Here is a 12,423-nt window from a genome sequence, read left to right on the forward strand (position 1 = left end):
TGCGCCCGCTATCAGCAAAAGCCCGCTATTTTCAGCGGGCTTTTGCATTTTCAGAGCGCCAGATTACCAGTTAAGTATCACTTTGCCGGAATGCCCGGAGCGCATCGCATCAAACCCTTTCTGGAATTCATCAATCGGAAAATGGTGCGTAATCAGAGGTGTAAGATCTAATCCTGACTGGATCAGGGCGGCCATTTTGTACCAGGTTTCGAACATTTCCCTTCCGTAAATCCCTTTAATAAACAGTCCTTTGAAAATCACCTGATTCCAGTCGATTGCCATCTCGGTCGATGGAATGCCCAGCATCGCAATCCGGCCGCCATGGTTCATGGCGTTAAGCATGCTGCGAAATGCCGCAGGTGCACCAGACATTTCCAGCCCGACGTCAAACCCTTCCGTCATGCCCAGCTCATCCATCACATTCTGCAAGCTTTGCTGGCTGACATTCACCGCCCGCGTCACACCCATTTTGCGCGCGAGTTCCAGACGGTATTCGTTCATATCCGTGATCACCACATGGCGGGCACCGACATGTTTGCAAATGGCTGCCGCCATGATGCCAATCGGCCCGGCACCGCTGATCAGAACATCCTCGCCGACCAGATCAAACGACAATGCGGTATGCACAGCATTACCAAAGGGATCAAAAATGGCAGCCAGATCATCAGAAATATTGTCCGGGATTTTAAACGCATTAAAAGCAGGTAATACCAGATACTCAGCAAAAGCGCCCGGACGGTTTACCCCCACGCCCTGTGCGTTGCGGCACAAATGCGTACGTCCTCCCCGGCAATTACGGCAGTGTCCGCAGGTAATATGCCCCTCGCCCGACACCCGGTCACCGATACTGAAACCTTTAACTTCCTGCCCGATGCCCACCACTTCGCCGACATATTCGTGTCCGACCACCATTGGTACGGGAATGGTTTTTTGTGACCATTCGTCCCAGTTGTAGATGTGCACATCGGTTCCGCAAATGGCGGTTTTACGGATTTTGATCAGCAAATCGTTGTGCCCTAATTCCGGCACGGCCACATCCGTCATCCAGATGCCTTCTTCACGTTTGAGTTTTGCTAAAGCTTTCATCGACATTCCTCAGGCGATCACGCCAAGTTTTTTGCCAATACGGGTGAAGGCTTCAACGGCCTTTTCGATTTGTTCCGTGCTGTGCGCTGCTGACATTTGAGTACGGATGCGCGCCTGCCCCTGAGGCACCACCGGGTAAAAGAAGCCGGTGACGTAAATCCCTTCCTGCTGCAAAAGCGACGCAAACTCCTGAGCCAGACGAGCCTCGCCAAGCATCACCGGGATAATGGCGTGATCAGCCCCCGCCAGCGTGAAACCCGCGGCGGTCATTTTCTCGCGGAACAATTTTGAATTGCTGAGCAAACGCTCACGCAGTTCGCTGCCTTCTTCGAGCATGGAAAGCACTTTCAGGGAGGCAGAAACAATCGACGGTGCCAGGGAATTAGAGAAGAGATAGGGCCGCGAACGCTGACGCAACCAGTCGATCACTTCCTGACGCGCAGCGGTATAACCGCCGGAAGCCCCGCCCAGCGCTTTGCCAAGCGTGCCAGTGATGATGTCCACGCGCCCCATCACATCGCAATATTCGTGCGTTCCCCGCCCTTCGGCACCGACAAAACCTACCGCATGGGAATCATCGACCATCACCAGCGCGTCGAACCGTTCGGCCAGGTCGCACACGCCCTTCAGGTTGGCTATCACGCCATCCATTGAAAATACGCCGTCAGTTGCCACCAGAATATGACGGGCACCCTCATCTTTTGCCTGCTGCAAACGGGTTTCCAGTTCAGACATATCGTTGTTGGCATACCGATAACGTTTCGCTTTGCATAAGCGAACACCATCGATTATTGAGGCATGATTCAGCGCATCCGAAATGATGGCGTCTTCTTCACCCAGCAGTGTTTCAAATAACCCACCGTTGGCATCAAAGCAGGAGGAATAGAGGATCGCATCGTCCATACCGAGAAAGTCAGCCAGACGATGTTCAAGTTCTTTGTGCGTATCTTGTGTGCCGCAGATAAAGCGGACCGAAGCCATGCCGAAACCGTGGCTGTCGAGACCGGCTTTTGCAGCACGGATCAGTTCGGGATGATTCGCCAGGCCAAGGTAGTTGTTGGCGCAAAAATTGATGACCGGACGGCCGCCAGCGACGGAGACTTCAGCCTGCTGGGGCGTGGTGAGAATGCGTTCTTCTTTAAACAGCCCTTCAACCCGGGCCTGCTCCAGCTGATCTTCCAGCTGGCGATAAAACGAAACAGACATACAGTATTCTCCTGAAATGACTCATTCACGGAATACCTTACTAATCTGCATATAAAATAACGATGGAAGTGCTCACAATATCTTTGTTTTGCAGCATAGTTCACGCCTTACGCTCTGAAACATAAGAATCCCTGTTATCGGACACCTTCCCAATGTGAGCTTCATAATGAAGTGTTATGATATTACCCAATATACAGGCTGTGCATGGTGCGCAGTTCTTCAAATGATTAAAGGTGAATCCCATGATAATCGTCACTGGCGGCGCTGGTTTTATCGGCAGCAATATTATTAAATCGCTCAATGATATGGGATACCGCGATATTCTGGTGGTGGATAATCTGAAAGATGGCACCAAGTTCGTCAATCTGGTGGATCTGGATATTGCGGATTATTGCGACAAAGAAGATTTTATCGCCAGCATCGTGGCCGGCGACGATCTGGGTGATATCGACGCCATTTTCCACGAAGGCGCATGCTCTTCCACTACCGAGTGGGACGGCAAGTACATGATGGATAACAACTATCAGTACTCTAAAGATGTCCTGCATTATTGTTTAGATCGCAGCATTCCCTTCCTTTATGCGTCTTCCGCAGCCACTTATGGTAGCCAGAGCACCAGCTTTGTTGAAGAGCGTAAATACGAGCAACCGCTGAACGTCTATGGTTACTCTAAGTTCCTGTTTGACCAGTATGTTCGCGAAATTCTGCCGCACGCTGAATCTCAAATTTGTGGTTTCCGTTATTTCAACGTTTACGGACCGCGTGAAGGCCATAAAGGCAGCATGGCGAGCGTAGCGTTCCATCTGAATAATCAGATCAAGGCCGGGGAGAACCCAAAACTGTTCTCGGGCAGCGAAGGCTTCAAACGCGATTTTATCTACGTGGGTGATGTGGCAGCCGTGAACCTGTGGTTCTGGCAAAACGGTGTTTCGGGCATTTTTAACTGCGGTACCGGACGTTCGGAATCCTTCCAGGCTGTGGCAGATGCTGTCGTGGCATACCACAAGTCGGGCGATATCGAATACATTCCATTCCCGGAAAAACTCAAAGGCCGTTACCAGTCCTTCACACAGGCCGACATGACAGCCCTGCGTAACGCCGGTTACGACAAACCGTTCAAAACGGTTGCCGAAGGTGTTACGGAATACATGAGCTGGCTTAACCGCACAGTTTAAGCCCTGCACATTGAGGAATGGATTAACGGTATGAAAATACTGGTAATTGGGCCGTCATGGGTCGGTGACATGATGATGTCACAAAGTCTTTATCGCACCCTGAAAGCTGCGCACCCCGACGCTCAGATTGACGTGATGGCACCTGCATGGTGCCGTCCTTTACTTGATCGCATGCCGGAAGTACATCAGGCGCTGGCCATGCCGCTGGGCCACGGTGCGCTGGAATTGGGCGAACGTCGTCGTCTGGGTATTTCATTGCGCAATGAGAAATATCAGCGTGCATTCGTTCTGCCTAACTCGTTTAAATCGGCGCTGGTTCCTTTCTTTGCCCGTATTCCGCAACGCACCGGCTGGCGTGGCGAAATGCGCTATGGTCTGCTCAATGATTTGCGGGTGCTGGATAAACCCGCTTTTCCACTGATGGTTCAGCGTTATGCTGCTCTGGGCTACGATGCCCGGCAAATCAAAACTGCCGCTGATCTTCCACAACCCATTCTCTGGCCGAAATTAGAGGTCGGCGACGCTGAAGTCACCGCGGTTAAAACCTCATTCTCTGTGGATAACACCCGGCCGCTGATTGGTTTCTGCCCTGGCGCAGAGTTTGGTCCGGCAAAGCGCTGGCCTCATTATCACTACGCGGTGTTGGCTGAAAAACTGATCAGCGAAGGCTATCAGGTGGTGCTCTTTGGCTCTGCAAAAGATAACGCAGCAGGTGAACAAATCCGCCTGGCACTGACAGAAAGCGCGCAACCTTTCTGTCTCAATCTGGCGGGGAAAACCTCATTGGATCAGGCGGTGGTGATGATTGCCGCCTGTCATGCGGTCGTCAGTAATGATTCAGGCCTGATGCACGTTGCCGCCGCGCTGGATAAACCGCTGATAGCACTTTACGGGCCCAGCAGCCCGGACTTCACACCGCCCCTCAGCCATCAGGCAAAAGTTATACGTCTGATCACTGGCTATCATAAAGTCCGTAAAGGCGATGCTGAAGAAGGCTATCACCAAAGTTTAATTGATATTCAACCCGGACAAGTTTATCAGGAACTCACCCAGTTGCTGAGCGCAAGGAAGGAGCTTTAATGCGGGTTCTCATTGTCAAAACGTCGTCCATGGGCGACGTTCTGCATACCCTTCCGGCGTTGACGGATGCTATGCAGGCCATTGCCGGGATCCGCTTTGACTGGGTCGTGGAAGAAGGATTTAGCCAGATCCCCGGCTGGCATCCTGCCGTTGATCGCGTGATACCTGTCGCCATCCGCCGCTGGCGTAAAAACTGGTTCGGCTCTGAAACCCGTCAGCAACGCTGCGACTTCAAACGCGAAGTTCAGTCTCAAACCTATGATGCGATCATTGATGCTCAGGGTCTGATTAAAAGCGCGGCACTGATCACCCGTGTCGCAAAAGGTGAAAAACACGGTCAGGATTGTAAAAGTGCCCGTGAACCATTCGCCAGCTGGTTCTACAATCAGCGTCATGAAATCGATAAAAAGCAGCACGCGGTAGAGCGTACCCGGGAATTGTTTGCGAAAAGCCTGGGCTATGAAAAGCCATCAGGCCAGGGAGATTATGCTATTGCAGCACGTTTCCTCTCCCATCTTCCTGCCGACGCGGGCCGGTATCTGGTGTTTCTTCATGCCACCACCCGCGCCGATAAACATTGGCCGGAAGAACACTGGCGTGAGCTGATCAGCATGTTCGGCGGGCAAGATATCCGCATCAAACTTCCGTGGGGGGCAGACCATGAACATCAGCGCGCATTGCGTCTGGCGGAAGGTTTCCCTTATGTCGAGGTGTTGCCTAAGTTGAGTCTGGAAAAAGTTGCTGAGGTTTTAGCCGGTGCGAAAGCGGTCATTTCTGTTGATACGGGGCTGAGCCATCTGACTGCCGCGCTGGATCGTCCAAATATCACGCTTTACGGACCGACCGATCCGGGATTGATTGGCGGGTATGGAAAGAATCAGTTTATCCTCAAAGCCGGGAACAATTCACTGGAAAACTTACCAGCCAAAACCGTCTTTGAGCGTCTGAGTGATCTGACCGCTGCGAAAGAGGAAGTGAACTGACCATGAGCTACGTGATTATTTTCATCTTGCTGTGGCCGTTCAAAATGCTGATGAAGCCTTTTCATCAGGGCAAAGGACGAAATCTGGTCATACAAACCGCCAAAATTGGTGATTTCGTCAATATCACGCCTTTACTGAAGCATTTAAAAAAATCAGATGTCTTGATCAGTAAAACGGTTTTGCCTTTGGCTGCACACGATTCGACGATCGATTCTATTTATCTCATTGAAGATTACAAAAAATCTTTAGTCAGTAAAATTGGTCTCGCCTTTCGCCTGCTCAACCGCTACGACAATATTTATCTGCTGCAACCTAACAGCGTTAACGGCTTCTATGCCGCCTTCTGTAATGCGAAGCATAAAGCCTTTCTGATCGCTTATACCCGCAAGTGGTATCACGGAATTTTTTATCAGACGGCCGACGTTGTTCGTTTGCATCAGAAAACCGATTTTACGCTGGAAAGTTATCTTAAGCTGGCAGACCCCAGCCTCAGTGCAGAAAGCTATACTAAACATGCCACCCTTCCCTTGTGGATACCTGAAAAAACCTTGCCGGAGCTGGCGGCAAGCAAGCAGGTCAAAATTGGTATCAGCATTTCGGCAGGCAATAAAGCTAAAACAATTCCGACAGCGGTATGGATTAAAATCCTTAATACCCTGGCTGGCCTTCCTTGTCAGTTTTATGTTTTTGGCCCGGAGAATGAGCAGAAATACCTTGATCAGTTGCTGGAAAAACTCAGTGCTCGCGAAAACATCATTAACCTGATCGGTAAGCTAAAATTGCATGAAGTCCCACATGCCATTTCTCAGATGGATATGTATATCGCCTCAGATTCTGGAAACGTGTATATCGCAGATGCGGTGAATATCCCAGTGGTATGTTTAGCGGGTCCTTGTGCCTTAACCGAGCAGCATCCAACCTATGCGCCACTCATCCTGACGCCTGAAGATAAAAAACTCGCGCCTGAATCTTTTATTTTCTCAGCACCTTATCAATTCCGGCACAGTGCTGAAGAACTTTTTTCACTCAGTGATGCTCAACTGGAGAAAATACGTTCATTTGTTATAAGCAAAACAAGTCAGGTACAACACTATGTCTGACCATGAATATATGAGCTATCTCGAGCATAAAGAAGAGCTCGTGAATAATTTAGGGGATTCATCACTCCCTGTGGTCCATATCGCATTCGGAATAAATAATGCCTATGCCCGTGGTATGGGGGTCACTGTCTTTTCTGTTCTGAAAAACAATCCTGACTTAGCTTTTCATATTCATATATTTGGCAGTGCGCTCGATGAAATATCAAAATCCCGGCTGCTTGAGCTGGCGGCAAATCATCCGCTGGCCATCACCTGTTACGTTTTTAAAGAATCTGCGTTCACTGCTTTACCGCTGATGGGGCGCTATCCTCAGGCTATTTATTATCGGTTATTCACTCCCTACATCCTTTCTGGCGTCACATCAAAATTACTCTACCTTGACGCGGACACATTATGTTTAGGCAGTTATAAAGAACTGAGCGAGATGGATATCAGCCCTTATACGCTGGCAGCCGTCAATGATACGCAACGGGCAAGAAATAAACTTTGTTCACAGTTAAGTCTGACAAAGGGAAATTATTTCAACTCAGGATTCTTATACATCAATATCCCTCAATGGCTTGAGAAAAATACAACTGAGCGGATCATCCGGACACTTAGCCTTCAGGAAAGTGAATTTAAATTCCCTGACCAGGACGCACTTAATATTGTCCTGGAACAGGAAGTTCTGCTGCTTCCTAAAAGATATAATTTTGTGTGTGACATCATTTTAAATAAAGTGGGAAAGAGAGTTGATATCCCGAAAGATACCATCCTGATTCATTATACGGGTAAATGTAAACCCTGGCACCTTTGGGGAATGGGAGAACTGGCCGATATTTATGATCAATATTATGCGCAATCCCCATGGCACGCAGTCCCACATGACGTGCCGGTTTCCTATAAAGAGATGAAACGCTATGCCCAGGCACTCTGGCATAAGGGTCGCTACCTGACCAGCTTGCGCTGGATGACCAAATATATGAATAATAAGATTTTCAGGAAAAGCTCTTTATGAAAAGTAATCTGATGGCACAGATAAAAAAATCGTCTTTTGACGATAAACTTGCATCTTTACTATTCTTATTGATTACCATTTCCATTTCTTTCTTTATGTACTCTGGTGAAATAACCCGGAATTTCTTTTATATCGCAACGTATATTGCTGTCCTGTATTTCATCTACGTCACCCTGCGTGTTGATAAGAAAATTAAATTCTACCCGGTTGCCTGCACAATTCTACTTCTGGGTATCAGCAAGTTGCTTTGGGTTATGCTCACCGTAAACCATCAATATCCGCTCATTGCCTATCATTACCAAATTAGCGGTAAGAGACTCATATTAGCTTCATTTATTCTGTATGCCATTGAACATAACATTCACAAATGGAAAATCCCTGCACTGACAGTGCGCACGGGGATAGCTATTATGACGATTCTTTTTATCGTTATATCCGTCATACGAATCATTGTTTATTTAAAGACAGGCGAAAGAATGAAAATAAATTCTGACGCTCCGACTTCCGGCGCCTATACATTTACTATTTTTTCTTTGCTGGTGATGTACAGTCTTAAATATCATGCGTTAAAGCATTACAGGCTCATTTGTCTGATTGTGATGACGCTGACTTTTGCGGTTCTCGCTGCCACAGAAACCCGCTCTGCAATAATACTCTTTATACTTATTAGTGCAGGCAGCATTATTTACGATTTCACCAAAAGCTCGCATACGTCTAAAATTATCTACGGTTTTGCCATTGCGGTCTTAATTATTGCCGCAGTGACTTCTGGTCATCCTTATTACAATAAAGTCCTCACCCGCTTCGATAATCTCCAAAACGAGGTTACCTCTTACAATGACGGGGAGCGTAATACTTCAGTCGGTGCGCGTTTCTCAATGTGGCGAGCCGGAGTGGATGCTTTCAAACATCACCCGTTTGGTCAGTCCGCCGACAGCCGCAATACACTTGCCACCACGTTCATCGATGAGCATGAAGGCGGAAACCCGGAAGCGTTACGCAATCTTCAGTTCCATTTGCACAATGATATTATCGATACAATGTCATTACAGGGAATTTTAGGCGCATTGATTATGGTACTTTTCTTCGCCGTATTATTGCTCTATCCCTTCAGGCTGGTGCCCAAGGGTTACGAATTTTTATTACTGTCGGTCCCGGTAATTTACTTCAGCATGGGTGATACCCAGTTTTACAATCGCGAATCACCGTATTTTATTGTGCTGGTATTTGCCTACCTGATGATGCTCAGGATGAGGCCACATCCCCCGATAGAAAAACAATGATTTTTTCCGGGCTGTGAAACTTACACCGGCCCGGTTGATTGCCCTCCTTATCAGTGGAAATTGTGTGATATGCCCCTTACAACGACATCCGACAACATTAAGCTCAGCGCGATTATCCCTCTGTATAACGCAGGGGAAATGTTCCGAAACTTTATGGATTCGCTCGTCGCCCAGACGCTGACAAACTTCGAGATCATTATCGTCAATGATGGTTCGACAGACGGTTCCGAGTGCGTTGCGCAAGAATATGCTGAGAAATACCCGCATATTCGCGTCATTCATCAGGCTAACGGCGGCGTATCGCGTGCGCGTAATGCTGGCCTGGATATCGCCAAAGGTCAGTACGTCACTTTTCCGGATGCCGATGACATACTCTATCCGAACATGTACCAAACGCTGATTGAACTGTGTGAACAGGATGATCTGGATGTCGCACAATGCAATGGTGAACGTTATTTTGTCGGCTCAGAAAAAGTTAAACCCATCATCCCCACCGATCGTTTAACGTCGACTGCCGTGCTGGATGGCCCGCACTGGCTTAAAATGGCGCTGGCAACAAACCGTTATTTGCACGTAGTGTGGTTAGGTGTCTATCGTCTGGAACTTATTAAAAAGCATCATCTGTATTTTGAACCCGGCCTGCATCATCAGGATATTCCCTGGACAACCGAATTCATGTTCAACGCACGCCGCGTGAAATACACCCAAGAGGTGCTTTATCGCTATTACATTCATGGTCAGTCAATCAGTAACCAAAAAAGAACCGGAATGAAAAACGTTGAATATCAACGGCATTACCTGAAAATCGCCAAAATGCTTGATGAATTAAATAAGCGATATAAAGACCGGGTAAAAATCTATGCGGAGTTTCCGAGACAGGTCACCCGGGAAGCCCTGACGGTTTGTCATTCTGTTCGCCGCGAGCCTGTTCAGGCCGCTCAGAAAGCCATGATCGACGATATTTACACCTCCGGCACACGCAGGATAATGCTGCGTAACGCACGCGGACCGAAACAATGGTGGCAACTGTTACTGTGGCTGTATCGTCTCCATAACCTGCGTAAAAAACTCGGTTAAGTTGTTTCAGAAAGAGACGATTCCTTTATTCGTTTAAGTGGAATCTAACTATTTCATAAATGAAGTTATTTATCTTTCTATATCAGGAAGATAAATAACTTCACAGCATACGATTCTTCACCTAAAATCAACTCACTATATTCTACTATCAGATAATAGAATGCCTAATTCAGAAGCCAAATACGCAGCGTTCAGACCCCAAAGAATTCTTCTGGTGAAACTCCGTCATCATGGAGATATGGTGCTGACCACGCCGGTGATAAACAGGCTACGCGAGCATTACCCCGATGCTGAAATTGATGTGCTTCTGTATAAAGAAACTCGCCCTATTCTCAGTGAACATCCAGCGCTATCTCATATCCATGTCATTGACAGAACATGGAAAAAACAAGGTGTCCGCTATCAGTTACAACAGGAATATCAGTTACTCAAAGCTGTTCGCGACCGACATTATGATCTGGTGATTAATCTTGCCGATCAATGGCGCAGTGCTTTGATTTCCCGATTTAGTGGCGCGAAAGTTCGTTTAGGATTCGACTATAAAAAACGACGTTCTGCTTTCTGGCGGGCAGGTCATACGCAGTTAGTGACGACCGAAAATCACAGCATTTTGCATACTGTCGAACAGAATATGTCGATTTTGTCACCGCTTGGTATTTCCACCGATAACGCTCTGACATCAATGCATTATTCAGAAAGTGACAAGTCATTTTGTCAGCAATTACTTCTGAAAAATCAGGTGTCCGGCGAATATATTGTGATTCAGCCAACGTCCCGCTGGACGTTCAAATGCTGGGATGATGACAAATTCGCCAATGTGATTGATGGACTTGCTGAAACCGGCCTGACGATCGTGATGACCTCCGGCCCGGATAAGAAAGAGCTGGATATGGTGAGCAAAATCCAGGATCTCACGCACAATCCGCAGGTGATCTCTGTCGCCGGTCAGTTATCATTGACCCAACTGGCTGCAATGATTGACGGTGCAAAACTCTTTATTGGGGTGGATTCTGCGCCGATGCATATGGCCGCCGCGCTTAATACGCCTTGCGTCGCCTTATTCGGCCCGACGAAAATGCAACACTGGCGTCCATGGGGCAAAAATAATACCACTCTCTGGGCGGGGGACTACGCGCCGCTACCCGCACCCGATTCGATCGATACGAAAACTCAACAACGTTATCTGCATGCAATCCCTGTCAGTGATGTGATTGATGCAGCCAGGAGTTATCTGCATGACTAATGCCGCCAGTGGGAAAAACATCCGTTTAGCGATTGTCAGACAAAAATATCGCCCGGATGGCGGCGCGGAACGTTTTATTTCCCGCGCCCTGGAGGCACTGGATGACCAAAATATTGATCTGAATATTATTACCCGCCAGTGGGAAGGCAAGCCAAATCCGCAATGGAAAATTCACCTGTGTAATCCGGCAAAGTATGGCCGTGTTTCACGTGAGAAGGGTTTTGCCGCTGCTGCGCAACAATGTTGGAAACAGGAACATTTCGACATAGTGCAAAGCCACGAACGTATTCCGGGTTGCGACATTTTCCGGGCCGGCGATGGTGCACATCGTGTCTGGCTGGAACAACGGGCGCGTGTCATTTCCCCTCTTCAGCGTTTTCTTACAAAAATCAGCCCCTACCACCGCTATGTCCTGCAAGCCGAAGAAGAGATGTTCCACTCCCCGGCATTGAAAAAAATCATCTGCAATTCTGAGATGGTAAAACGGGATATCATCCGCTGTTACGGAGTTGATGAGAGCCGTTTTGAAGTGATCTATAACGCCATTGATTCCCAAAAATTCGTACCGGCGACAGATGCACAGCGCCTTGCTGCGCGTGAAATGCTTTCAATTCCTGCGCAGGCCGTGGCACTGATTTACGTAGGTTCAGGTTTTGAACGCAAAGGGCTGAAGCCTGCCATTGAAGCGATCGCTTGTGGCGATCGCTACCTCATTGTCGTCGGACAAGATAAAGACCAGAAAAAATATGCGTCGCTGGCTCAGCAATCAGGGTGCGCAGACCGGGTCCGCTTTGTCGGCGTACAAAACAACGTACTCCCTTATTACCATGCGGCCGATGGCATGATTCTGCCGACATTATACGACCCGTTCCCGAACGTGATTCTTGAAGCCATGGCCTGCGGATTGCCCGTTATCACCAGCGAAACCTGTGGTGGCGCAGAGTTTATTATGCAGGGGCGCGAAGGCTTCGTTTGCGATGCGCTGGATGTGATAAGACTTAGCGAATACGTCAATAAAATTCCTTCCCGTCAGGAAAATGACCAGATGGGAAATGCGGCAAGAGACCGGATTTTACCTTACAGCCCTAAAAACCTTTCAAAACAGTTGGTTACACTTTATCACTCGTTACTGGTCTGAGGACGCAGGCGCTGACATGATGAGTCGATCACACTTATCTGATAACATGTGCCCA

The 12,423-nt window shown here is 48.2% G+C and carries 11 protein-coding genes; 9 read left to right on the plus strand and 2 right to left on the minus strand.

The features are described from left to right. Positions 1-63 precede the first annotated feature (63 nt). Both tdh and kbl read right to left on the minus strand, forming a co-directional pair. Positions 64-1,086, minus strand: a complete 1,023-nt coding sequence (tdh, locus tag HGO41_RS17635; RefSeq protein WP_013577610.1) for an L-threonine 3-dehydrogenase — start codon at positions 1,084-1,086, stop codon at positions 64-66. Positions 1,087-1,095: 9 nt separating this feature from the next. Beyond that, the gene (gene kbl, locus HGO41_RS17640) at positions 1,096-2,292 is read right to left on the minus strand and encodes a glycine C-acetyltransferase (RefSeq protein WP_013577611.1); all 1,197 of its coding nucleotides are present in this window, start codon (positions 2,290-2,292) and stop codon (positions 1,096-1,098) included. Positions 2,293-2,534: 242 nt separating this feature from the next. On the opposite strand from kbl, the gene rfaD reads away from it, so the two are divergent. The 9 genes from rfaD (at position 2,535) to HGO41_RS17685 (ending at position 12,368) form a co-directional block, all read left to right on the plus strand. Continuing rightward, positions 2,535-3,467, plus strand: a complete 933-nt coding sequence (gene rfaD, locus HGO41_RS17645; RefSeq protein WP_013577612.1) for an ADP-glyceromanno-heptose 6-epimerase — start codon at positions 2,535-2,537, stop codon at positions 3,465-3,467. Between the two features lie 30 nt (positions 3,468-3,497). Continuing rightward, positions 3,498-4,547, plus strand: a complete 1,050-nt coding sequence (gene rfaF / locus HGO41_RS17650; RefSeq protein WP_037035337.1) for an ADP-heptose--LPS heptosyltransferase RfaF — start codon at positions 3,498-3,500, stop codon at positions 4,545-4,547. Next, positions 4,547-5,530, plus strand: a complete 984-nt coding sequence (gene rfaC, locus HGO41_RS17655; protein WP_121020207.1) for a lipopolysaccharide heptosyltransferase RfaC — start codon at positions 4,547-4,549, stop codon at positions 5,528-5,530. The genes rfaF and rfaC overlap by 1 nt, the downstream gene beginning before the upstream one ends. Positions 5,531-5,532: 2 nt before the next feature. Then, positions 5,533-6,630, plus strand: a complete 1,098-nt coding sequence (locus tag HGO41_RS17660) for a glycosyltransferase family 9 protein (protein WP_126125269.1) — start codon at positions 5,533-5,535, stop codon at positions 6,628-6,630. Next, positions 6,623-7,627 carry a glycosyltransferase family 8 protein gene (locus tag HGO41_RS17665; protein ID WP_112152578.1) on the plus strand — a complete coding sequence of 335 codons (1,005 nt, stop codon included), beginning with the start codon at positions 6,623-6,625 and terminating at the stop codon, positions 7,625-7,627. The genes HGO41_RS17660 and HGO41_RS17665 overlap by 8 nt, the downstream gene beginning before the upstream one ends. Beyond that, complete coding sequence (locus tag HGO41_RS17670; protein ID WP_166861439.1) at positions 7,624-8,910, plus strand: O-antigen ligase family protein; 1,287 nt, start codon at positions 7,624-7,626, stop codon at positions 8,908-8,910. Before HGO41_RS17665 ends, HGO41_RS17670 begins: the two co-directional genes overlap by 4 nt. Before the next feature lie 69 nt (positions 8,911-8,979). Beyond that, positions 8,980-9,987, plus strand: a complete 1,008-nt coding sequence (locus tag HGO41_RS17675) for a glycosyltransferase (protein ID WP_013577618.1) — start codon at positions 8,980-8,982, stop codon at positions 9,985-9,987. Between the two features lie 160 nt (positions 9,988-10,147). Beyond that, on the plus strand, positions 10,148-11,230 hold the full coding sequence (gene rfaQ, locus HGO41_RS17680; RefSeq protein WP_013577619.1) for a putative lipopolysaccharide heptosyltransferase III: 1,083 nt from the start codon (positions 10,148-10,150) through the stop codon (positions 11,228-11,230). Beyond that, complete coding sequence (locus tag HGO41_RS17685; protein ID WP_119262201.1) at positions 11,223-12,368, plus strand: glycosyltransferase family 4 protein; 1,146 nt, start codon at positions 11,223-11,225, stop codon at positions 12,366-12,368. The genes rfaQ and HGO41_RS17685 overlap by 8 nt, the downstream gene beginning before the upstream one ends. Positions 12,369-12,423 lie beyond the last annotated feature (55 nt).

The organism is Rahnella sp. CG8 (assembly GCF_023701875.1).
GTDB lineage: Bacteria > Pseudomonadota > Gammaproteobacteria > Enterobacterales > Enterobacteriaceae > Rahnella > Rahnella aceris.

Coding starts and splice junctions, on each gene's coding strand:
- tdh (WP_013577610.1), bottom strand. CDS start 1,086: ATGAAAGCTTTAGCAAAACTCAAACGTGAAGAAGGCATCTGGATGACG.
- kbl (WP_013577611.1), bottom strand. CDS start 2,292: ATGTCTGTTTCGTTTTATCGCCAGCTGGAAGATCAGCTGGAGCAGGCC.
- rfaD (WP_013577612.1), top strand. CDS start 2,535: ATGATAATCGTCACTGGCGGCGCTGGTTTTATCGGCAGCAATATTATT.
- rfaF (WP_037035337.1), top strand. CDS start 3,498: ATGAAAATACTGGTAATTGGGCCGTCATGGGTCGGTGACATGATGATG.
- rfaC (WP_121020207.1), top strand. CDS start 4,547: ATGCGGGTTCTCATTGTCAAAACGTCGTCCATGGGCGACGTTCTGCAT.
- HGO41_RS17660 (WP_126125269.1), top strand. CDS start 5,533: ATGAGCTACGTGATTATTTTCATCTTGCTGTGGCCGTTCAAAATGCTG.
- HGO41_RS17665 (WP_112152578.1), top strand. CDS start 6,623: ATGTCTGACCATGAATATATGAGCTATCTCGAGCATAAAGAAGAGCTC.
- HGO41_RS17670 (WP_166861439.1), top strand. CDS start 7,624: ATGAAAAGTAATCTGATGGCACAGATAAAAAAATCGTCTTTTGACGAT.
- HGO41_RS17675 (WP_013577618.1), top strand. CDS start 8,980: ATGCCCCTTACAACGACATCCGACAACATTAAGCTCAGCGCGATTATC.
- rfaQ (WP_013577619.1), top strand. CDS start 10,148: ATGCCTAATTCAGAAGCCAAATACGCAGCGTTCAGACCCCAAAGAATT.
- HGO41_RS17685 (WP_119262201.1), top strand. CDS start 11,223: ATGACTAATGCCGCCAGTGGGAAAAACATCCGTTTAGCGATTGTCAGA.